This window comes from [Collinsella] massiliensis (genome assembly GCF_002161605.1).
Lineage (GTDB): Bacteria > Actinomycetota > Coriobacteriia > Coriobacteriales > Coriobacteriaceae > Enorma.
Map to the genome: position 1 here is coordinate 108322 of NZ_NFIE01000004.1, position 20846 is coordinate 129167.

A 20846-nucleotide genomic window follows, 5' to 3' on the forward strand; every position below is an offset into this window, starting at 1 on the left:
GCTGCTTCAATTTTAGATCGAAGCATATTAGGCTATCGTTTTATTACCTTTACTGGACAACCATCAAATAGGAACGCGCCGAGCGTGCAGCTTGAGGGAACGAGCGCTAGGGTTAGCGATGTGCAGCCCTGGAAAGAATTATGCCCAAGTATTTCCAAAGATTGAGGAAGGTCGATTTCCGTCAGCGAAGAGCATCCTTTGAATGCCTTGTTGCCTATCGTGGTAATCCGATTCGACATAGCAACCGTCGCCAATGACGTGCAGCCGTTGAAGCAGTCAGCCCCAATCGAAGTCACGCTATCGGGGATAGTTATGCTCGAGATGGATTTATTCCCCATGAAAGCTTCGTCCGCAATGGTTGTTACATTTAATGGGATGATTACGTGTGCTTTTGTTCCTCGGTAGGCAGCCAGCGTTGTCCCAACAATTACAAAATCGGACAGGTCGGCATCTCCGGTGCTCATTTCCGGCATTGCGGCGAAGGCGTACGCTGCGTCGCGCAGGAACTTGCTGCCACAGTAGGGGCAGAAGAACTCGGTTTCCTCGGCAGGTATTTCAATGTCCTTTGCGCACGCCGGGCATTTGGCAGATACGAATCTCATGATCGCTCCTTCCTTTGATATGGTTAATCAGGTCAATGGCGGGTTGCGGCTTTGCTGCAACCCGCCATAGTGCGTGACGCTACTTGCGATTCGATGAGCTGCCCTTCATGTAGAAGTTGCCCGAGGAGCTGCTCCTCGTCTTGGTGAACCCGCCGAAGCTCTGCCCCACGTGCTGGTGGGCGCGCGCCGCGGAGACGTACGCCCCGGTGCGGTGGTTTACGAACCCGCCGCCTGAGTAGCTGCTCCTGCCGCTTGAGTAATGACCGCGATATGCCATGATGGCCTCCTTTGCTCCAGGCGCCCCGATAGCGCCGTTCCGTTGATGTGCATTGTGGGGCAGATCTGGGAGGTCATTTCCCAATGGATCATTAGTAATGTCTATGCGCCGACGAGTGCGAGAAACACTGCACCACGCCATCGATAGCTGGGAAAAACATTTCTTCAGGTGTATTGGGAAATGGGATGAGATGGCCACTCCTATGATGACGGCAACGTTATAAGCGCGATTGCCTTTCGAGCTGCGTTGGAAAATGGAGGAGTTGCAATGGCATATCTTACCCCAGTGGCAATGGATCTTGCTCGTTCAGAAGATTGGTCGAACCATACTGTTGGAGAGCTGTACGATGCCTTATTGGAGTCAACGTTCTCAACGCTCCCCGATGCAGTGCAGGGTCGCATGTCGGAAGAGATGAATGCATGGAAAAACGCGTGCAAGCCCAATATTGATTTCCTGCTCTATATCTATTGTGACCCGTTTGGAATCTGGCCGGCAGAGAAGTCGGTAGAATCCTGTGTTCAAGAGCATCGGAGCCAGCGATTGATTAAGAGCGCTAAGCGCAACTTATTTGTGTTTTACTTCAACGTCTATCTCTATAAGTACATTTCGATTGAGATTAATAGGCTTGAGAATATTGCGGCCGCCAATCCTGGCCTTACGTTTGAGATGGCAGTCAGGCACTTCATTACAACGCTCGTCTATCATGGGTTTGCCGGGCAGAACCCCGGTGCATACCTTGGCTATGACCGAATGGATTTTATCCCTGCTGGTAGAAAGCAGAATTTCCGCTCAATAGAGCAAGACATCTGCCGCGCTCACAGGACGACAGATAAGCAGCTCATGTTCAAATCGATCTTCTACCTCATGACCTATTTTGCGGGATCTGAATACCGACGCGTGCACGATGCAGTAACGACGCTGCTGGGTGTCGATATGGCGAGTTTCCGCGAGCTTTTCTATAAGAACTTGCCAGACATTATTGCAAATGAAGGCGGAATCAAGCTTGGTGGCATTGAGCCTAGTTTTTAGGGGGTGATCTTATGGGCATACCAAACGGCATGACGATGTTCGACGCGTTCGGAAACTTCAACATTCTTCGAGCGGTACGAATGGGTGGAGGATTTCAGATACAGCAGGGAAAAGCCTATCCCACCACGGTAAACCTCAAATCGTATTCCTATCGCTACATCGGAAACAATGCTATGGATCTTCCTCTTGATAGCATGCCAATAAACGCGGAGAGCCCTGATGTGCTTTTCAGCTTAATGCGAACGTGTGTCTCATATGACCTGGGCGATTTAACGGAGTCCGAGGTTCATTCCCTGCTGCTCTCGAAGCACAATTTCTTTTCCTCAACGCGTGAACAAGGCGGCATTACCATGCTTCAAAATGTAAGCGTGCAAACATCGTATCGCGGCGATTACTTGACAGTAACTCCTGCAATGGTAACCGGGGCGTTTAACCCTGGTGCTTTGGCGATCCTTTCGTTGCCTGCGTATTTGGTACTTGATATCTCAACATTTGCTACTGCGGCATCGGCCAGGCAGATGTATGGAAGACTGGGGATATATGAAAACCTCGCACCTGCTCGCAATCCCGGCGAAGCCGGGTCGACCCACATTGACACCCTAGATGACTATATGGATGCGTTCCATTACGGAAACTTCATTTGGAACAACTCCGATATCTGGCTCTCGATATACGGTCTTGCATATTGCATCGCAGCATTTGTCCAGTTTGTAATGGACGCCCAGCTTCACGAGACGATGAATTCAATGAACGAGCTTATTTCATACGCTCCGTTTAATTGGGCTTACAGTGAACTTGTGCGCCTCGGAGCGCTTCATGACCCCTTTGACCGTTCGAAGGCATATTGGGGTATATGTGAGGATGGTATCGAGAACGCACGAGAAGCCAATGAGGATCTTCTCAATGCCCTGAAGCTTGCCGAGCTGCTCCAGCCGTTCCCCATTACTCCCGTTGCCCCAGGAAGCGTGAAGCAGATATTCTACGGGCTTATCGACATCTTCCCCTTGAGGAACTATTTCGGTATATCTCCTGATATACGCTTCAAATATCCAAAATAAGCTGCGAGTGGGGAGTAAGGTCATGGGAAGATTGACGGCAGGAACATTGCTTCTCTGGATTACGACAGTGATTACCTGTATTGAACTGTCTGATCCGTATATGGGGAGAAATGCTAACTGGACATTGATTTGGTTCGTTTGGGCAGTGACTGTCGGGCTGCTTGTTTCTGGCGCGAACGCTTGTGTACAAGACGCGTCGGATCGAGATTACGAGTTGAGAAAGCTTGTTTGCGGTATGGTGGTTCTAAACTCTTGGATTCCCTCTGTCGGGCCGTGCATTGCCAGCGTGATTTCATTGCAGATTGGGTTAATTGCCTACCCAGCATGGCTCGCTTGGTCGATTGGGGTCAGCTGGTACTATTCAACGCATTACGGAAAGCGGTCTCAGCATCACAAATAGATTGTGCGGAATGGCAATGACTGACCGGGAAAGCGACTTCTGGTCAGCCATCTGATGCCGGAAAAGTGCCCCAAGCCCCACAATCGTATCGGCATCGAGGCATGCATCGTCGCAGTGGTAACGGGCCGGATTGCTTGTGGCGGTTTCGAGGGCGTCGGTTTACCATCGGATTATCAAGGCTTGTCGCTGGATTTCTATAAAGTTATGCCAATGAAGGTTGGTGGGGTTATGGTATTTCAACGTGTGAAACGCTCTCTCGCCGCGCTCGTACTCGTCTTTGCGGTGATTACTTTCCTGCCAGGGTGCGGATCGACTCCGTCGTACGATCAGCCGGTAGAGGACACTCCTCAGAGTCGTTTTTCGGAAGCGGAGCGGGCTTCTTCTGAGAGTGCCTCGGGATACGACTCATATAGCGATATTCCCACGCCATACCCCAACCTGTACCAGCATGATGCCGAATCCGGCTGGGAAAATACGTATAACGAAGGTAGAGTTATCAGCTACTCAGACGCGAGCGCCTACGTGGGACAGGAGGTAACAGTCGAGGGAGTGCCCTCGAGCATCGTGTATGCCGGATCTTCCAATGGCTCGCCCTACTTCATCAATATGGGGGACGGAGCTTTTGCCGCTGTCATCTGGAGTCAAGACCTCGCGAGCTTTGACCAATACGAGCTGCATAACTACGTTGAATGGTCTAAGAGTGACCAGCCCATAACGGTTACGTTTCGAATCAGCGGCACCGTAGAGATGTATGACGGGCGCCCTCAGATAACGGTTCGCGACGGATCCCAGGTTGCAACGCTCTTTGAGGGTTCTTGGCCAACCTTGATGTCGGACAGTTCAATCGAGGCGTTGATGAACCAGAGGTATCGGTGAGCTCACGGTAATCAGACATCGGTTTCCGAGCGATAGCCTGGCAACCTAGAGCCAACTTATGTCGAAAAACAGCGCTTGGTATAGGATCGGCACAGTCAGCGTAAGCCCGATTCCGCATCCCCCATCTGCTATAATGTATACACGTCTACAAGGAGGCGCGTATGGCTACGGCGGTGGTTTCCGGCAGGGTTGACGCGCAGGTCAAGGCGCGTGCGGATGCGTTCATTCGTGCAGCGGGGCTCTCGTCGGGCGACGTGATCCGTGTGGTGTGGGAGCGCATCGCGCGGACAGGCGAGATTCCCGACGCGGGCGATGGTGCCGAGCAGTTTGACGCTGCACCCGATTCACTCGAGCGGCTTGGTGAGCTTCGCGCGTCATTTGGTTCTTGCGAAGACCTTGTCAGTCTCGATGACAACCAGATGAGGGACATGATTGCGAGCCGCTATGCGTAACTTCAACGACCGGAGGCTGCTCTTCGATACGAACGTTCTGCTCGACGCGCTCGTCGAGGGCAGGCCGCAGTCTCAGGAGGCTTGGGAGGTTCTGCGTCGCTGCAACGGCGGTGGCGATATGGGCCTCGTTACCTCGGGTTCGCTCAAGGACGTGTACTACGTGCTCGGTCGCGGTGGAAGGGAAGCCGCCGCGCGCGAGGCCATCGGCCTGCTGATGGATCTGCTCGTTATTGCGCCCGTGGGCGCGGAGGAATGCGAGCTGTCGCTCCATGCGGGGGAGCCGGATTTTGAGGACGGGCTTGTGCGCGCTGTCGCCGAGCTCAACGACGTCGATTTCATCCTCACGCGCGATGCCCGTGCGTTCAAACGGTCGCGTGTGCGGGCGGTGACCTGTGCGGAGTATCTCGAGATTGCTACGGGATAATAAGAGATATAGTGCGGACTTCCGACGAGCATTTCTGCATTATCATGCTGTGGTACAATAAGGCCACGTACTGCAGTGGCGAAAGGCGGCGATCATGGCGGTTTGCGTTCCGGTCAGAGACATGAAAGACACGGCGGCGTTCGCCAAGCTCGTTAAAGAATCCCCCGAACCTATCACAGTTACCAAGAACGGGTATAGCGAGTTCGTGGTCATGCGCAGCGAGGACTACGACATGATGCGCGAGGAGGTTGCAAAAGCGCGCCTCGTGCGGGTGCTGGCTGATGCCGACAAAGCATATGAGCAGGGCGAGTATGTAGACGGTGCCACGTTCATCGCTGCCATGAGGGAACAGTATGGCTTGTAGTTATGTTCTTCTCCCTCGGGCGCAGATGGATTTCGAAAACATCGTTCGCTATCTCTCTGTCGAATTAGCGAGCCCTTCGGCTGCCGCACGATTCGTTGACGCGTTCGAGAAGAACATCGCCTTAGTTTGCGGGCAGCCAGAGATGTACCCGCTCAGCCGTATGAGCGAGGTGGCTGCACGGGGCTATCGGGCGATGCCGGTGATGCGCTACATCGTTCTGTACGCTCATCGCGACGACAAGATTGTGGTCGCGCATATCTTCCACTCGCTTCAGGATTATGCGCGGTACGTGTGATGCCGAAAACCCCTGGGGTAATTTGACATGCTTTACATGCTTTACAGGCGTTCCGCAGCGCGTTACCATCAAGGTGGGCTATTTCGAGGAGGTAGCTATGACTCGGGCGAATGCTGTGGTAGGGGCGCCGGTTCGTAAGAAAGCTGCGGGGGATGATTCCCGGCCTGCACGCGCGACGCGTGGAGCGCGGACTCGGCCGGGTCTTTCGGCAAAACCTGAACAAAAGCCCGCGCAATCCCAGGTGAACGCGCGTATCGATGCCAATTTGAAAGCTTCGGGTGATGCTGCACTCGCCGCCGCTGGACTTACGCCTACACAGGCGGTGCGCATGCTGTGGTCGCTTGCCGTGCGCTATCAGGACGAACCGGAGAAACTGCGCACCACCCTTGACCCAGATTCCGCCGAACCCTCTGCAGACGAACTTGCCGAACGCCAACGCAAGGCGGCCGCATATCATAGATGCCTTTCCCTGTGGCAAGATGTCCGAACCACGATGAACATAGCGGAACAAGACCCAGAGTGTAACGAATTATCCGATCGAGAGTACACCGACCTACTCAGGGACGAGCATTTTAGGGAGAAGGGCTACCTGCTATGAAAAGTGGACCCACGCTCCTTATCGATACGAATATCTGGATCGATGCTTTTGACGGTGATCGCAAACAGCATATGCGCGCCCATGTCTTGCTCGACACTGCATTCGAACGGGGCGTGACGTTGGCATTCGCTGTGAGCAGCCTTAAGGACGTGTACTATGCGCTCTCTAGCGCATTGAAGCGCCAAAGTAGGACGGTGAATGGCGTGCTGAGCGAGGAGGATGCACGCTCGGCGGAAGCATACGCCTGGGCGTGTGTCCAGAACATGCAAGAGATCGCCACGCCGGTTGCGGTAGATGTCTCAGACGTATGGCTTGCGGGGAAATTTCGAAGTCAGATGCATGATTTCGAAGATGCGCTCGTGGCGGCCGCGGCATCGCGTTGCCATGCCGATGTACTCGTCACGAATGACGAGCGGTTCCTGCGGCACAGCCCCGTGAATGCCATGGATGCGGCGGATGCGCTCACGTACATAACGCTGTCGTCTCTGTAGCCGAGGGGATGGGTTGAAACGAACCCGTCCCCAATCAACCGCGACGGGCGGCGCACCACTCACGCACGCGGGCGCGCATGCCCTCGATGTCGAGAACGCCCTCGGCGAAGCCCTTGCGAACGAGTTCGGCCGGTAGCAGCTCATCATACTTGTCGAAGTACGGCACCTCGCCGGGGTAGACGAGGTCGAGGGGGTCGAAGTCCTTCTCGGCCTCCGTCTCGAGCACGCTCCAGAACGTATCCTCGTCCGCGCGCATGCGGAACTGGATGTAGTACGGCCGCGCCGGATCGAGGCCACGGAGCCCGAGCTCGCCCGCGCACTTGATCTTGAGCAGCCGTTCGAGCGCCAGGAACGCGTAGCTCCCGAGCCAGGGGAAGAGCACCCAGGTGTCGCCACCCAAGTTGATGAGGGGCTGCGTGGCGGCGCCGCTCTGCTCGGCCGTCCACCGCGCTTGGCGCAGGCGCGCCCGCGCGTTGTCGAGCAGGTACGGATACGCCTCGTGCTCCGCCAGCACGCGGCGCATGCGCTCGAGCACGTGCGTGTCGATGTCGCCCGCGCAGTCGCCGAAGTACGCCGGCACGCGACCCTTCACCTGCGTGCAGTACACGAGGTGCCGCTTCCAGTCCACTTCTTCCACAAGCCAGCAAGCGCCCGCGATGGCGATGCGCTCGCCCGGGGGCGGAGGGTTCACGATGGTGCCGAGCTCTGCGCTCTCGCTCCGCACCGTGAACTCCTCGTTCTCCTGGAACACCGCGTAGAACTTGAACGAGTTGGTGATGCGCTCGCCCGCGAGCCCCACGATGAGGCCGCTTGCTTCGGTCTGCTGGATCTGCTCCGTTTCGAGCAGGTGGCGCAAGAGCACGCGGAAGTCGTCGGCGGAGACGCGGTGGAAGTAGGAGAGCGTGAGCACGCGGGCAGCGAGCTCCGCCGGCGTGAGCTCGCCGCACGAGGCGAGCGTGGCCATGGTCTGGTGGTAGAGCAAGCTGTAGGGCAGCCGATCGAGACGCGGCGGCTCCACCCAGTGCTCCTCGCGCGTGAGCTGCACGAGCGCGATGCCCTGCAGGAGCTTCCACGGGATGGTCTCCGGCATGGTCGTGCGCGGCTCGGGCTGTTCCTCGCGCATGACGAAGTGCATCTCGGGCGGGGCCCCGCGCCTGCCCGTACGCCCCATGCGCTGCAGGAAGCTCGATACGGTGAACGGCGCGTCGATCTGGAAGGCGCGCTCGAGCCGGCCGATGTCGATGCCGAGCTCGAGCGTGGCGGTGGTGACCGTGGTGTCGAGCCGCTCGTCGTCACGCATGATGTCCTCGGCGCTCTCGCGCAGGCTCGCCGAGAGATTGCCGTGGTGGATGAGGAAGCGGTCGGGTTCGTGCTCCGCCTCACAGTAGCTGCGAAGCATCGTGCACACGGCCTCGGCTTCCTCGCGCGAGTTCACGAAGACGAGGCACTTGTGGCCGCGCGTGCGCTCGAAGATGTAGCCTATGCCGGGGTCGGCGTTTTCCGGTGCGGTATCGGTGACGCGCGGTGCGAGGCCGGTGCCGGCGGGCGGGATTCCGGCATCAGGTGTTAGAGTCTCACCCGCCTCCAACAATGAGACTTTGGCACCAGGTGCTAAAGTCTCATCTGTGTCCTCGACCCGCTCTACCGACAGGACGTCGGCTTCCACCGCGCCGTCTGCACGCTTGGGCATTTCGGTTGCCGCGCGCTCGACAGCCTGCGGGCCCGTTAGGTAGAAGTGTTCCATCGAGAGCCGCCACGTGCGCCCGGGCTCTTCGAAGCGCGGGATGATGCAGCCGCGTCCGGTGCCGCTCGAAAGGAAGGCTCCCGTGCGCTCCGGGTCGCCGATGGTCGCGGAAAGGCCGATGCGCCGCGGGTTCACGCCTGCCATGCGCGAGAGGCGCTCGACGAGGCAGAGCGTCTGCCCGCCGCGGTCGCCGCGCAACAGCGAATGCACCTCGTCGATCACCACGAAGCGCAGGTCGTGAAAGAGGCGCGGCACCGCCATGTGTCGATGCATGAGCAGCGCCTCGAGTGATTCCGGCGTGATCTGCAGGATGCCGCTCGGATGTTTCAGCAGCTTCTGCTTATGCGAGGACGAAACGTCGCCGTGCCAGTGCCACACGGGGATATCGGCCTCTTCGCAGAGGTCGTTCAGGCGCATGAACTGATCGTTGATGAGGGCTTTGAGCGGCGCCACGTAGAGCGCGCCCACGCTTGAGGGCGGGTTCTCCCACAGGTCTGTGAGGATGGGGAAGAAGGCCGCTTCCGTTTTGCCCGAAGCGGTCGAGGCGGTGAGCAGCACGTTTTCATCGGTGTTGAAGATCGCTTCGCCGGCGGCGACTTGGATGCCGCGCAGGTTCTCCCATGCGTGGTCGTAGATGAAGTCTTGCACGAACGGTGCATAGCGTTCGAAGATGCCCATAGCCGCCCTCCTTCCCTCAGTGGGACTTTAACACCAGGTCTCAGAGTTCCACGTTTCGCCGTGGCAAACGACGTCGACATTTTCCGACAGTTTTACCGTTCGCGAGGAGAAAAATGGCGAAAAATGTCGACGTTGTCGCGTGGGATTCTGACACCAGGTCTCAGAGTCCCACACGCTAAATGGTGAACTCGGCGAATTCGGTGGGAGAGCGCTCGCCGGTGCCGCTGCTCGCGGAGGCGCTGGCCGTCGTCGCGTCGGTAGCGCCGCTTACGCTTGTGCCGCCATCGCCCGCAGCGCCGCCTTCGCCCGCCGTGCCGCCTACGCTGCCCAGCAGCCCCTCCACCGGCGCATTCGGGTTCTGATACGCGATGTCCAGAAGCTCGATGAAGTCGCGGATGACCTCGCGCGGCGTGAGGTGCGTGTCCGCCCCCACGCGGCCGAACTCGATCTTGAGGAACTGCACCAGGTGCTCCGTGGTGAGCCGCGGCGCGTAACCGAAGTACCCGGCGTGGATCTGCTGCAGCTTCTCGATGAGCACCAAGAGCTCCTCGTAGGTGAGGGGATGCAGGTGGATGATGGGCGCGAGCATGTCGCGCATGCCCTCCGTGGCGAAGCGCCCCTGCGTGAGGCGGCTGCGGAGCGCCTCGTAGCTGAACACGCCGCGCCGCCGGTCTTCGATAGATTGCGGCGTGCCGCCCATGATGATCCCTAAGTGCCGTGCCTTGCCCTGCAGCGTGTCGTTGTACATGGTGAGAATCTTCTCGTAGTTGTACTGGCGCGTGATGGCGTTGGGAATCTTGAACAGGTTCACGAGCTCGTCGATGAGCACGAGCAGCCCCTTATAGCCCGCGCCCGTGAGGAACGCCGCGAAGAGCTTCACGTAGTCGTACCAGTCGTCGTCGCCGATGATGGTCGAAGTGCCGAGCTCCGCTTTCGCTTCCGTCTTAGTGCGGTATTCGCCGCGGAACCACTTGAGCGCGCAGGATTTGCGCTCGTCATCGCCCTCGATGCTCGCGTCGCGGTAGATGCGCAGCATGCGCGTGAAGTCGAAGCCGTGGACGAGCTCCTCGAGGGGCGCGAGCTGGTCGCGCAGGGCATCTGCCGCGTCCGCGTCGGTTGCGGGTGAGTCAATTGAACCCGTCCCCATTGACTCATGGACCCAGCGGTCGAGCACGAGGGCGAGCGCCCCGCCCTCGGGTCGTGTCTTGGTGGAGAGGTTGCGGATGAGCTCGCGATACGTGGCGAGCCCCTGCCCCTGGCCGCCCTGCAGGCGCCGCTCGGGGGAGAGGTCGGCGTCCGCCACCACGAACCCTTCGCCCATGGCATGCGTGCGGATGGTCTGCAGCAGGAAGCTCTTGCCGCTGCCATAGCGTCCCACGAGGAAGCGGAAGCTCGCCCCACCGTCTGCGATGAGCGCGAGGTCGGTGAGGAGCGCGCGGATCTCGGTCTCGCGTCCCACGGTGATGTAGGGCAGCCCGATGCGCGGCACGACGCCGCCCTTGAGCGAGTTCAAGATCACGGCTGCCACGCGCTTGGGCACGCGCGGCGCGGCGGTTGCGGTCTCGGTCATGATGCAAGCACCCCTCGAACGTCGTCCTCGTAATCCTCGATCACCTGCGGGCCTGCGGCGCAGAACTCGATGACGGTGTCGCCCACCAGATCGAAGAGCTTCTCGTTGATGCCATCCACAAGCATATCCTCCGACACCCCCGCGGGCACGGTCGGCGCCGTCCCCGCGAGCAGCGCCTGCAGGTACGCCCGCTCCACCGCATCGAGCACGCCCGCGTCGCCGCCCAGGTCAGGTGCGGTTTCGGCTACGTTTTCTCCCGGCTCTATTACAGCATTCCGTGCGGACAACTCGATCCCCTTCGACGCCCCTGCGCCCGTTTCCTCCGTGCTCAAACAGTCCTCAGATCGTTCGCTTCGCGAACAATCTTGCGGAACTGCGCCGGAGGAAACGGGCGCAGGGGCGTCGAAGGAAGGCATGCCGATTGTATCCTCCCGCTCCTCATCTGTGAGCAGCGCCTCGCGGATCTCGGCCGCCGACCGGCGGATCCCGGCGAGCTGCGCGAGGTCGATGTCGACCCGGCGCGGCGCGTGCGCCTCCTTCCACGAGAGCCATGCAGAGATCTCCTTGTCGATCATCTCGGCAAGGTATTTCGGCAGCTTCTGCTCCTTGAGCGGATGCGGATAGGACAGCGCGGCGCGCAGCTTGCGGTCGACCGCGCGCATCACCGCTCCGAGCTTGGAGCTCTTGTCGTGCGCGCCGTAGGTGCGGACGCACTCCCAGCGCCCGTTGCGGCAGCGGTACCCGTGGATGGGGTCGAGCAGGTAGTCGGTGTCTGCATGCGGCTGCGCCTCGAAGAACACCGCGCTCCCGAACATGGTGTAGGGCATCCGGGCTTGCTCGCCGAATAGGCTCTCGATGAGCCCGTTCACCCGGTTCTTGCGGTAGTAGCGCAGCAGGCGCACGAAGACAGCGCAGGCGACGTGGCGCAGGTCGTCGGGGTAGTCGTGGTAGAGGCGGGCGAGCCGCACGCGGTAGGTGGAGAGCGCATCGATGGCCTCGAGCAGCTCGCTCTCGCGCGCGCTGTCGGGCGGGAGGGGGAGCGCTGTCTCGCGAGCGGGTGCGGCAGGCGCGCCCGGCCCCGCGGCGGGGTTGCCGTTTTCGGGCTCCAGCGTGAGCTCATCGATGTTTTCGAGCACCTGCGGGTCGAAGGGGGTGCTCGCCTGCACGAGTCGCAGCAGCGCGCGATCGAAGGCGATGGTGGGGTCGTCCTCAAGAAGCGCGGGGTCGAGCCCGTTATAGATGACGTAATCGCGCAGCCACGGCACCACGAAGCGGTCGATCTCGGGCGAGAACTCCCGGTACGCCCGCCAGACCGTCCGGAGCCGCTCGAACCCTTCCTCTGCCCGCGCGACGCCGATGCCGTTCAGAAGCTCATAGATATACAGGTAGACGAAGGACAGCGACGTCTCCTGGATGTCGCCGCGCCGCACCCGCGTGCGCCAGGTGAAGTAGCCGCGGAGCTGGCGGTCGCTCATGGCGTTGTGGGTGGGGTAGTAGCTCTTGAACTCCCCGTGGTAGGGGCAGTCATCCTCGAAGTCCGCCATGAACATGCCTTGGCGGTAGAAGAGCTCCGCCTCGCTGAGCCAGCGACCCCGTTTGCCGGGCTCCTCCTGCCATCGCGTGATAGCGCGCATCTCGCGATAGCGTTCGGGCAGGTAGCTCGCCATCTGGCGCCCGGTGGTGAGGATGGGCTCGTCGCGGTACACGGCTTGGGAGAAGTGCGCGCTCGAGCGCATGCGGTCGCTCGAGGTGATGCGCTCGATGAGCCGCTGGATGTCGCGGAGCTTGTCCTCGTTCGATGCCATCGCGCCACCTCCTGCTCGTCCGCGCTGCCTTCGGTAACAACCTATTCTACTACAGGAGCAAACATATGTTCGCAACTATTGTGTGAGGATTACCAGGAGGGCGCGACGGGTGCAGCGGCGGCGTCAGCTGCGGTGGCGGCGTCAGCGGCGGTGTCAGCGGTGATGTTCCCGCACGGGGGGCGTTCCGACCCCGCATAATCGGGACGGACGGGCGTAGGAGCCACTTTCGAGCAGTTTCAGCGCGAAAACATGCTCGAAAATGGCTCCGAACCTCAAAAATTGGTAGTAACCAGTTGGGAACCACCCGTGGCACCTGCGTGGGCACCCTTATGCACTTGCGCAGCAGCTGCATGAGGGTACCCGCGCAGCTGCTGGCCAGCGTACCCATGCAGCCGCTGGTCAGGGTGCCCGCGCAGCCGCTGGTCAGCGTACCTGCGCGTCCGCTGGTCGACACGCTCCCGTACCCGCACCCTGCGCCGCCCGCGCGCGCCCTACAGCGGCAGGAACGCGATCGCGGCGGCGATGACCACCGCGGGCAGCATGTTCGCGGGTTTGAAGAGCTTCTCCCAGATAAGGTTCACGCCCACGCAGAAGATGAGGATCGAGCCCACGAGCGAGAGGTTCGCGAGCGCCTCTGGGGTCATGATGGGCTGGATGAACTGGGCGAGGAATGTGATGCTGCCCTGGAAGACGGCGACGGGGATGGCCGAGAACAGGCAGCCCTTGCCCATGGACGCCGTCATGACGAGCACGATGAGCGCGTCGAGCGCGCCCTTCATGGCGAGCGTGGACCAGTCGCCCGTGAGGCCGTCCTGGATGGAGCCCACGATCGCCATGGCGCCGATGCACACGGTGAGCGACGCGGTCACGAAGGCGTTCACGAACTCGTTATCGCCCTCGTTGCCCGTCCTGCGCTTGAGCCATTCGCCGAACCGGTCGAACCTCCCGTCGAGGTCGATGAGCTCGCCGATGAGCGAGCCGAACGCGAGCGACGCGAAGACCATCATGGAGCCGCCGCTCACGATGGCGCCGTCCGGCTGCGCGCTCAGCATGCCGGCGAGCGCGCCGGAGAGCCCCACGAAGAGCACGCTCACCCCCGCCGCCTTCATGAGCGTGTCCTGCACGCGCGGCGTGAAGAGGCTTCCGCCGACGAGCCCCACGATGCCCCCTGCCAGCAGCAGCGCGACGTTGATGACGGTTCCCATTCCGACCATGGGTGCGATCCCCCCGATGCGCGATTGTTTCCATACCGCGTCGGACGCGCGTCCTACCTGCGGTGTCGATGCATGTGTGCTTCAATTCTACGCTAGGCGCCGCGTCGCGTCGCGGGGTTTTAGCCGGCGCGGCGGCGATGGGGCGCGGAGGGGAGGCGGACATGCTCATCCAGCCATGGTCGGCTGAGTTCGACGATTACCTGCACGATGAGTCGCGCACGCGCGGCACGGCCGACAGCATCTCGTTCCCGCGCACCGAGGACGAGCTCCGCGCGGTGCTGCGCGATCTGCGTCCGACCGCCGTGCCCATCACGGTGCAGGGCGCGCGCACCGGCCTCGCCGCAGGCGCCGTCCCGGAAGGCGGGCACGTGCTGAACCTCTCGCGCATGAACCGCTGCCTTGGCCTGCGCCAGGATGCGAGTGGGGCGTTCTACCTGCGCGTGCAGCCCGGCCTCGTCCTCTCCGAGCTGCGGAAGTACCTCAGCGCCAAGGCGTTTCCCATGGACGGCTGGGATGAGGCGTCCCGCGCCGCGGCGGCGCGCCTTGCCGAAGCGCCCGAGCAGATGTTCCCCACGGACCCCACGGAGACCTCGGCCACGCTCGGCGGCATGGCGGCGTGCAACGCGTCCGGTGCGCGGAGCTACCGTTACGGCGCCATGCGCGATCATGTGCATGCGCTGCGGCTCGTGCTCGCCGACGGCGACGTGCTCGCGCTCGAGCGCGGGGCGTGCCGGGCGCGCGGCCGCACGCTCGAGCTCACCACGGAGGGCGGTCACCGCATGTGCGTCCAGCTGCCCGCGTACCAGATGCCGCACGCGAAGAACGCGTCCGGCTACTTCGCCGCGGACGACATGGACGCCGTGGACCTGGTGATCGGGTCTGACGGCACGCTCGGGGTCATCTCGGAGCTCGAGCTCGAGCTCATGCCCGCACCCTCGGTGATCTGGGGCGTGAGCTGCTTCTTCGCCTGTGAGGACCAGGCGGTCGAGGCGACTGTGGCGGCGCGCGGCCGGCTGCGGCACGCCGCGGCGCTCGAGTACTTCGACCCGGCGGCCCTCGATATCCTCCGGCGCGCCCGTGCCGCGGGCTCGGCCTTCGCCGCCCTGCCCGAGCTCCCTGCGTCGTTCGGCTGCTGCCTCTTCGTGGAGATCCAGGCGCCGAGCGAGGACGAGGCCATGGCGGACGTGGCGCGCCTCGCCTCCGTGGTCGAGGCCGCGGGCGGCGAGCCGTGCGACTCGTGGGTGGCCCGGACGGCGGTCGACCGCGAGACGCTGCGCTTCTTCCGCCACGCGGTGCCCGAGAGCGTGAACATGCTCATCGACGAGCGCCGCCGCACGGAGCCCACCATCACCAAGCTCGGCAGCGACATGTCGGTGCCCGACGAGCGCCTCGCGGACGTGATCGCGCTCTACCGCTCGACGCTCGCCGAGGCCGGGCTCGAGTCAGCCGCGTGGGGCCACATCGGCAACAACCACCTGCACGTGAACATTCTGCCGCGCACGCGGGACGAGTTCCTGCGCGGCAAGGAGCTCTTCGAGCGTTGGGCGCGCGCGGTCACGGAGATGGGCGGCGCCGTCTCGGCCGAGCACGGCGTGGGCAAGATCAAGCGCTCGTTTCTGGCGGTGATGTACGGCGAGGAGGCGCTCGCCCAGATGGCGCGGCTCAAGCTCGCCTTCGACCCCGCCGCGCAGCTGGGGCGGGGCAACCTCATCGACGTGAAGATGATAGAAACCAGCCTGTCTGGATTTTATCACTCTGGAGAGGAGGGGGTGGCATGATGCGCATCGTAGTGTGCGTGAAGGCGGTGCCCGCTTCGACCGAGGTGCGCATGGATCCCGTTACCCATACGATCGTGCGTGACGGCGGGTCGGCCGTGGTGAACCCCTTCGACGCGGCGGCGCTCGAGGTGGCGCTGCGCATCAAGGAGGAGCGCGCGGCCCGGGGGCTCGACAGCCGCGTGAGCGTGCTCTCCATGGGCATCCCGGCGACGGAGGAGCTGCTGCGCGACTGCATCGCCCGCGGCGCGGACGAGGCCCTCCTGCTCTCCGACCGCGCGTTCGCCGGCGCGGACACCCTGGCCACGAGCTACGCGCTCTCGTGCGGCCTGCGCGAGCTGGGAGGTTTCGACCTCATCATCTGCGGAAAGATGGCGGTCGACGGCGATACCGCCCAGATCGGCCCCATGCTCGCGGGGCTCTTCGACGTGCTCTGCATCACCGACGTCCGTGATACTTTGGTGTCAGACACCTTTTTATCATCGCCGGGGCGGATCCGTGCGCGGCACGGGGTGGACGGCGGCATCGAGACCGTCGAGGCGCCGCTGCCGGCGGTCATCACCGTGGCGAAGGACATCGCTCAGCCGCGCATGCCGAGCATCGCGGGCGTGCTTGCGGCGCGCGACGCGGAGGTCTCGGTGCTCGGGGCGGCCGAGGTGGATGCCGACGCGGCGCGCATCGGCCTGAGCGGCTCACCCACGCAGGTGGTGCGCTCGTTCGTGCCCGAGCGCGTGGGCGAGGTGGAGCTGATCGAGGGGACGGTCGCGGAGCAGGCGCGCCGCGTCGCCGAGCTGATAGGGGAGGCGGGACGATGAGCGGGCTTCGCATCGATGCCGATCGCTGCGTCGGCTGCAAGCGCTGCGAGCGGGCGTGCGCCTTCGGCGGCGTGGTGGTGGAAGGGCGGCTCGCGCATGCCACGGACGCCTGCACGCTCTGCGGCGCCTGCGTGGACGCGTGCCCCGTGGGCGCCATCGCGGTCGAGCGCGGGGGAGCGCCCGCGCAGGGCCGCGCCCTCTCGGCGTACCGGGACATCTGGGTCGTGGCGCAGCTGGATGCGGCCGGCGCGGTGCTGCCCGTGACCTTCGAGCTCGTGGGCAAGGCGCGCGAGCTCGCGCGGGCGCGCGGCTACCGGGTGGTCGCGGTGCTCGGCGAGGCGCGGGACGCGTCGGGTCAGGCGGAGCGCGTGCTCGCGGCGGGCGCGGACGAGGTGCTGCGCGCGGTGGACGAGCGCTTCGCCTGCCCGGATGCCGAGGTCTGGGCGCGCTGGCTCGCCGGCCTCGCGGAGGAGCGGCTGCCGGAGACGATGCTCTTCGGCGCGACGGCCTTCGGGCGCGAGTTGGCGCCGCGGGTGGCCGTGCTCCTGCAGACGGGACTCACGGCAGATTGCACGCAGCTCGACATCGACCCCGCGACGGGCTTGCTGCGGCAGACGCGCCCCGCTTTCGGCGGGAACCTCATGGCGACCATCGAATGCCCGGCGCACCGCCCGCAGATGGCGACGGTTCGTCCGGGCGTGTTCCCCGTCGCGGCGGGCGCCGCCTCGCCGGGCGGGGCGTGCTCGCCCGCGGGCGAGGCTAGGGTGACCGACGTGCCCCTCGATGCCGCCGTGCGGCCGCGCGTCCGCTCGCTCGGCATCGAGCGCGTGCCGAGCGCCACGATCGCCCAGGCGAAGCGCCTCGTCGTGGTGGGCCGCGGCATCGGGTCGAAGAAGAACCTGCAGGTCGCGCAGCGCCTGGCGGAGCTTCTGGGCGCCGGGCTCGGGTGCACGCGCCCGCTCGTCGAGAACGGCTGGCTCGAGTACGCGCACCAGGTGGGGCAGACCGGCGCGTCCGTGGCACCGGATGTGCTGCTGAGCCTCGGTGTCTCGGGGGCGATCCAGCACCTTGCGGGCATAGGCGGGGCGAAGACGGTCATCGCCGTCAACGAGGACGCCTCGGCGCCCATCCTCGACGTCGCCCGCTACGCCGTGGTGGGCGATTGCGTCGCGTTCGCCCGCGAGCTCATCTCCCAGCTCGAGGCGCGGTAAGGGGTGAGTCATTGGGGACGGGTTCGTTTGACTCGCTGAGTCATTTGAACCCGTCCCCATTGTCTCACTGAGTCAATTGAACCCGTCCCCAATGGCTCACGTCCCCAATGGCTCAGAACACGAAGTTCACGAGGAGCATGTAGACGACGGTGCTCGCGAGGATCGAGGCGAGCATGCTCCGGCGCCAGAGGTAGAGGCCGATGGCGATGGCGATGCCGATGAGCTCGGGCGCGATGCCCGCAAGCCCTGCGCCGAGCGTGCCTACACCGAAGTGCGCGGTGAGCAGCGGCTCATCTTTCAGGCAGTAGACCACGAGCAGCCCGAAGACCGCGCCCGGCAGCGCGCGCCCCAGGTAGCGGACGTAGGGCGGCAGCGGCCGGCCGGCGGGGAACGCGATGAAGGGCAGCGCGCGCGTGAGCACCGTCGCCCCGGCGGCGGCGAGTACCGTGAGGACCATCTGCGTCGTCGTCATCGGGCATCACCCGCCTGCCCGCAGCCCTCGGCGCCGCCCGCGCCGTTCCCGGACGCCTCCTCATCCGCCATGAGGCGCTGCTCCAGTGCCCGCCGCGCGAGCGTGATGCAGATGAGGATGAGCACCATCGCCGGGATCATGAAGAGCTCGCTCCCGAAGGCCACGAGCGCCCCGAGCGCGCAGACGACGCCGATGACCTCGCTTGCCGGCGTGGGGTCCTTGAGCCACTGGTCGATGAAGATCACCGCGAAGAGCGCCGTCATGGCGAACGAGATGCCCTCGACGTTCAGGGCGAGCGCGCTGCCGGCGAGGCTCCCCAGCGTGCACCCGAAGATCCAATACAGCTGGTTGAGCAGGCTCACCCAGGTCATGAACCAGCCGCGGTCGATGCCGGGAGGCACCTCGGCGGAGAAGTTGATGGAGAACGTCTCGTCGCACATCGCGAAGATGAGGTAGGGGCGCTTCCTGCCCTGGCCGCGGAACCGCTCGAGCATGGAGATGCCGTAGAAGAGGTGCCGCGCGTTGATGATGAAGACCATGAGGAAGGTCTGCAGCGGGTTGAACGCGCCGGTGAGCATCGAGACCACGACGAATTCGGCCGAGCCCGCGAAGATGAAGCAGGCCATGAGGGTCGGTATCCACCAGGGCAGGCCGAGCGAGATGCTGTAGATGCCGCAGGTGATGCCGAGGAACACGAAGCCGGCGAGGATGGGGATCGTGAGGGGGAACGCGGCCCGCAACGCTGCGAGCCGCGCTCCCCACGGTCGTATGTCTTCTTGCACGAGCAGGTCTCCTTGAGGGTGATAAAAAGGTGACTGACACCAGATTATCACGGGGCGGCGACGGCGCCCCGCCGCGGGTTCGAGCGGGCGGTTAGTACACGGCGACGACGCGCGCGGGCAGGCCCGTGGCGCCCTCGATGCGCGGCCACGCCACGAACACGATGGCGCCCGCCGCGGGAACCTGGTCGAGGTTCGTCATGAGCTCGACCTGCAGGTGGCCGTTATCGAGCACGTAGCGCTCGCAGGCGAGGTCGCCGGCCTTCGCGGCGAGGAACGACGCGTCCGTGTCGAACGTCTCGTGGCCGTTCATCTGGATGCCGCGCTCCTCGTAGAGGAACCGCAGCGCCTCCATCGACCAGCCGGGGCAGTGCTCGCCGCCCTCCGTGTCGAAGTTGTTGAGCGCGTCGTTGTCCGGCCAGCGCTGGGACCAGTCGGTGCGCAGCGCCACGAACGCGCCCTCGGGGATGCGCCCGTGCTCGGCCTCCCAGGCCTCGATATCCTCCACGGTCACGGCGGTGTCCGGCCCCTCGGCGGCGATCTTGCCCGTGAGGCTGATCACGCACAGCGGCATGGCCATGTGCTGCGCGCCATAGGCCTCGGCGCCCGGCTTGCCCGGCGTGAAGTGGTTCGGGAAATCGACGTGCGTGCCGAACTGCCCGGGGAACTTGTAGGTCTGGATGCGGCAGGAGAGCATCTCCTCGTCGTAATCGAAGACGGTGCGGCAGAGCTCGACCGACCCCTCGGGGATGCCCGCCCAATACGGGCTCTCGTTCGTGAGCGGGTGGGTGAGGTCGACCCACGTCGCGTCCTTCAGCTCGTCATATACGTTCCACAGGCTCATCGCGCGCTCCCTTCGCATCGCGTTCAGCGGATACGAGCATTGTACGGCAGGGCGCCGGGCGCGCGGGCGCGGCGCAGCCCATCGCGCGAACTTGTTACGCGGCCGCGGGCCGCCGTTCACCGTCGCATGCCTACCGTTGGCGGAGTGTGAATGGTTCTGACTGATAATGACTGATTGTGATGATACAGTACGGATTGTGAAGAGATTTGATGGGTTAAGACTGAATTTGGCGAATGACGCACCGGCAGCGCTTACCTGCGCCGCCTGCGGTCTCTGTCGAGTGAGGAGATGAGCCATGTTAGCCGAAGAACGTCTTGAGAGAATCACCGCCCTCGTCGACGAGCGCGGAACCGTGAGCTCGTCCGAGCTCATGGAGACGCTCGGCGCCTCGGACTCCACCGTGCGCCGCGACCTCACCCGCCTCGCCCAGGAGGGCCGCATCGTCAAGGTGCACGGCGGCGCGCGCGCCGTGGGCGCCGCATCCCGCTTGAGCGTCGTGTCCATGGACCAGACGGTGGGCGAGAAGCTCGACGTGAACCTCGCCCAGAAGACGCGCATCGCCCGCTTCGCGGCGTCGCTCATCGCGCCCGACGACTTCGTCTTCATCGACGCGGGCTCCACGACCGGCTGCCTGGCGGAGGCCATCACCGAGACGCGCGCCACCTACGTGACGAACTCCATCGAGATCGCCCGGACGCTCGTCGAGAAGGGCTGCCGCGTGCTCTTGCCCGCCGGCGAGATCAAGACCGTGACGGGCGCGCTCGTGGGCGAGCAGACGGTCGAGACGCTCCGCCGCTTCCGCTTCACCGTTGGCTTCTTCGGCACGAACGGCGCCACGCCCGATGCCGGGTTCACCACGCCCGAGGCGGGCGAGGCGTTCGTGAAGGAGACCGCCCTCTCGCACACGCTCAAGCCCTACGTGCTGTGCGATTCCGGCAAGTTCTCGATTGTGTCGCCCGTGGCGTTCGCCGCCTTCGACGCCGCGACCGCCTTGACCGACGCGGTGCCGGAGGAGCTCGCGGGCTACCCGAACGTCGTGGCGGTGCCCTAGCGCCGCGCGTGGAGCAGAGCTG

The 20846-nt window shown here is 63.4% G+C and carries 22 protein-coding genes; 13 read left to right on the forward strand and 9 right to left on the reverse strand.

Annotated elements, in window-relative coordinates:
* Positions 1 to 32: 32 nt before the first annotated feature.
* Together B5G02_RS02545 and B5G02_RS02550 are read right to left on the reverse strand one after the other, a co-directional pair.
* The gene (locus B5G02_RS02545; RefSeq protein ID WP_094335058.1) at positions 33 to 602 is read right to left on the reverse strand and encodes a leucine-rich repeat protein; all 570 of its coding nucleotides are present in this window, start codon (positions 600 to 602) and stop codon (positions 33 to 35) included.
* 79 nt (positions 603 to 681) lie between these two features.
* Entirely contained in the window at positions 682 to 879 is a 198-nt protein-coding gene (locus tag B5G02_RS02550; RefSeq protein ID WP_094335059.1) for a hypothetical protein, read from the reverse strand.
* 267 nt (positions 880 to 1146) lie between these two features.
* On the opposite strand from B5G02_RS02550, the gene B5G02_RS02555 reads away from it, so the two are divergent.
* From B5G02_RS02555 to B5G02_RS02595, 9 genes are all read left to right on the forward strand, one after another.
* Complete coding sequence (locus B5G02_RS02555) at positions 1147 to 1908, forward strand: hypothetical protein (RefSeq protein WP_094335060.1); 762 nt, start codon at positions 1147 to 1149, stop codon at positions 1906 to 1908.
* Between the two features lie 11 nt (positions 1909 to 1919).
* Complete coding sequence (locus B5G02_RS02560; protein WP_094335061.1) at positions 1920 to 2966, forward strand: hypothetical protein; 1047 nt, start codon at positions 1920 to 1922, stop codon at positions 2964 to 2966.
* 454 nt (positions 2967 to 3420) lie between these two features.
* Positions 3421 to 4242 (forward strand): hypothetical protein, encoded by an 822-nt coding sequence (locus B5G02_RS02565; RefSeq protein ID WP_143758273.1) that lies wholly within the window; start codon positions 3421 to 3423, stop codon positions 4240 to 4242.
* Between the two features lie 161 nt (positions 4243 to 4403).
* On the forward strand, positions 4404 to 4694 hold the full coding sequence (locus tag B5G02_RS02570) for a type II toxin-antitoxin system RelB/DinJ family antitoxin (protein WP_094335063.1): 291 nt from the start codon (positions 4404 to 4406) through the stop codon (positions 4692 to 4694).
* The gene (locus B5G02_RS02575) at positions 4687 to 5118 is read left to right on the forward strand and encodes a type II toxin-antitoxin system VapC family toxin (RefSeq protein ID WP_094335064.1); all 432 of its coding nucleotides are present in this window, start codon (positions 4687 to 4689) and stop codon (positions 5116 to 5118) included. Before B5G02_RS02570 ends, B5G02_RS02575 begins: the two co-directional genes overlap by 8 nt.
* Before the next feature lie 94 nt (positions 5119 to 5212).
* Positions 5213 to 5482, forward strand: coding sequence for a type II toxin-antitoxin system Phd/YefM family antitoxin (locus tag B5G02_RS02580; protein ID WP_019238990.1), 270 nt, complete (start codon positions 5213 to 5215; stop codon positions 5480 to 5482).
* Positions 5472 to 5777: a type II toxin-antitoxin system RelE/ParE family toxin gene (locus B5G02_RS02585; protein WP_094335065.1), complete on the forward strand. Its 306-nt coding sequence runs from the start codon at positions 5472 to 5474 to the stop codon at positions 5775 to 5777. Before B5G02_RS02580 ends, B5G02_RS02585 begins: the two co-directional genes overlap by 11 nt.
* Before the next feature lie 97 nt (positions 5778 to 5874).
* Positions 5875 to 6375, forward strand: coding sequence for a type II toxin-antitoxin system RelB/DinJ family antitoxin (locus tag B5G02_RS02590; RefSeq protein ID WP_241146136.1), 501 nt, complete (start codon positions 5875 to 5877; stop codon positions 6373 to 6375).
* Positions 6372 to 6866 carry a type II toxin-antitoxin system VapC family toxin gene (locus B5G02_RS02595; protein ID WP_094335066.1) on the forward strand — a complete coding sequence of 165 codons (495 nt, stop codon included), beginning with the start codon at positions 6372 to 6374 and terminating at the stop codon, positions 6864 to 6866. The genes B5G02_RS02590 and B5G02_RS02595 overlap by 4 nt, the downstream gene beginning before the upstream one ends.
* A gap of 34 nt (positions 6867 to 6900) precedes the next feature.
* Here B5G02_RS02595 and B5G02_RS02600 read toward each other — a convergent pair whose 3' ends face one another.
* The 4 genes from B5G02_RS02600 to B5G02_RS02615 form a co-directional block, all read right to left on the reverse strand.
* Positions 6901 to 9288, reverse strand: coding sequence for a DEAD/DEAH box helicase (locus B5G02_RS02600; protein ID WP_094335067.1), 2388 nt, complete (start codon positions 9286 to 9288; stop codon positions 6901 to 6903).
* A gap of 175 nt (positions 9289 to 9463) precedes the next feature.
* A complete protein-coding gene (locus tag B5G02_RS02605) occupies positions 9464 to 10858 on the reverse strand; it encodes an ATP-binding protein (protein ID WP_094335068.1) in 1395 nt (464 codons plus the stop codon).
* Positions 10855 to 12663, reverse strand: coding sequence for a TerB N-terminal domain-containing protein (locus B5G02_RS02610; protein WP_094335069.1), 1809 nt, complete (start codon positions 12661 to 12663; stop codon positions 10855 to 10857). The genes B5G02_RS02605 and B5G02_RS02610 overlap by 4 nt, the downstream gene beginning before the upstream one ends.
* Positions 12664 to 13154: 491 nt before the next feature.
* Positions 13155 to 13877 carry a DUF554 domain-containing protein gene (locus B5G02_RS02615; protein ID WP_241146137.1) on the reverse strand — a complete coding sequence of 241 codons (723 nt, stop codon included), beginning with the start codon at positions 13875 to 13877 and terminating at the stop codon, positions 13155 to 13157.
* 161 nt (positions 13878 to 14038) lie between these two features.
* On the opposite strand from B5G02_RS02615, the gene B5G02_RS02620 reads away from it, so the two are divergent.
* Genes B5G02_RS02620 through B5G02_RS02630 form a run of 3 tightly spaced genes read left to right on the forward strand, consistent with a single transcriptional unit; the run spans position 14039 to position 17678 of the window.
* Positions 14039 to 15655 (forward strand): FAD-binding oxidoreductase, encoded by a 1617-nt coding sequence (locus B5G02_RS02620; protein WP_094335070.1) that lies wholly within the window; start codon positions 14039 to 14041, stop codon positions 15653 to 15655.
* Positions 15652 to 16467: an electron transfer flavoprotein subunit beta/FixA family protein gene (locus B5G02_RS02625; protein ID WP_094335071.1), complete on the forward strand. Its 816-nt coding sequence runs from the start codon at positions 15652 to 15654 to the stop codon at positions 16465 to 16467. Before B5G02_RS02620 ends, B5G02_RS02625 begins: the two co-directional genes overlap by 4 nt.
* Positions 16464 to 17678: an electron transfer flavoprotein subunit alpha gene (locus B5G02_RS02630; protein WP_094335072.1), complete on the forward strand. Its 1215-nt coding sequence runs from the start codon at positions 16464 to 16466 to the stop codon at positions 17676 to 17678. The genes B5G02_RS02625 and B5G02_RS02630 overlap by 4 nt, the downstream gene beginning before the upstream one ends.
* 112 nt (positions 17679 to 17790) lie before the next feature.
* Here B5G02_RS02630 and B5G02_RS02635 read toward each other — a convergent pair whose 3' ends face one another.
* The 3 genes from B5G02_RS02635 to B5G02_RS02645 form a co-directional block, all read right to left on the reverse strand.
* Positions 17791 to 18150, reverse strand: a complete 360-nt coding sequence (locus tag B5G02_RS02635) for a branched-chain amino acid transporter permease (RefSeq protein WP_241146138.1) — start codon at positions 18148 to 18150, stop codon at positions 17791 to 17793.
* Positions 18147 to 18932 carry an AzlC family ABC transporter permease gene (locus tag B5G02_RS02640; protein ID WP_241146139.1) on the reverse strand — a complete coding sequence of 262 codons (786 nt, stop codon included), beginning with the start codon at positions 18930 to 18932 and terminating at the stop codon, positions 18147 to 18149. Before B5G02_RS02640 ends, B5G02_RS02635 begins: the two co-directional genes overlap by 4 nt.
* 91 nt (positions 18933 to 19023) lie before the next feature.
* A complete protein-coding gene (locus B5G02_RS02645; protein WP_094335073.1) occupies positions 19024 to 19773 on the reverse strand; it encodes a cyclase family protein in 750 nt (249 codons plus the stop codon).
* 295 nt (positions 19774 to 20068) lie between these two features.
* Between B5G02_RS02645 and B5G02_RS02650 the strand changes: the two genes are divergently transcribed.
* A complete protein-coding gene (locus tag B5G02_RS02650) occupies positions 20069 to 20824 on the forward strand; it encodes a DeoR/GlpR family DNA-binding transcription regulator (protein WP_094335074.1) in 756 nt (251 codons plus the stop codon).
* Positions 20825 to 20846: the final 22 nt, after the last annotated feature.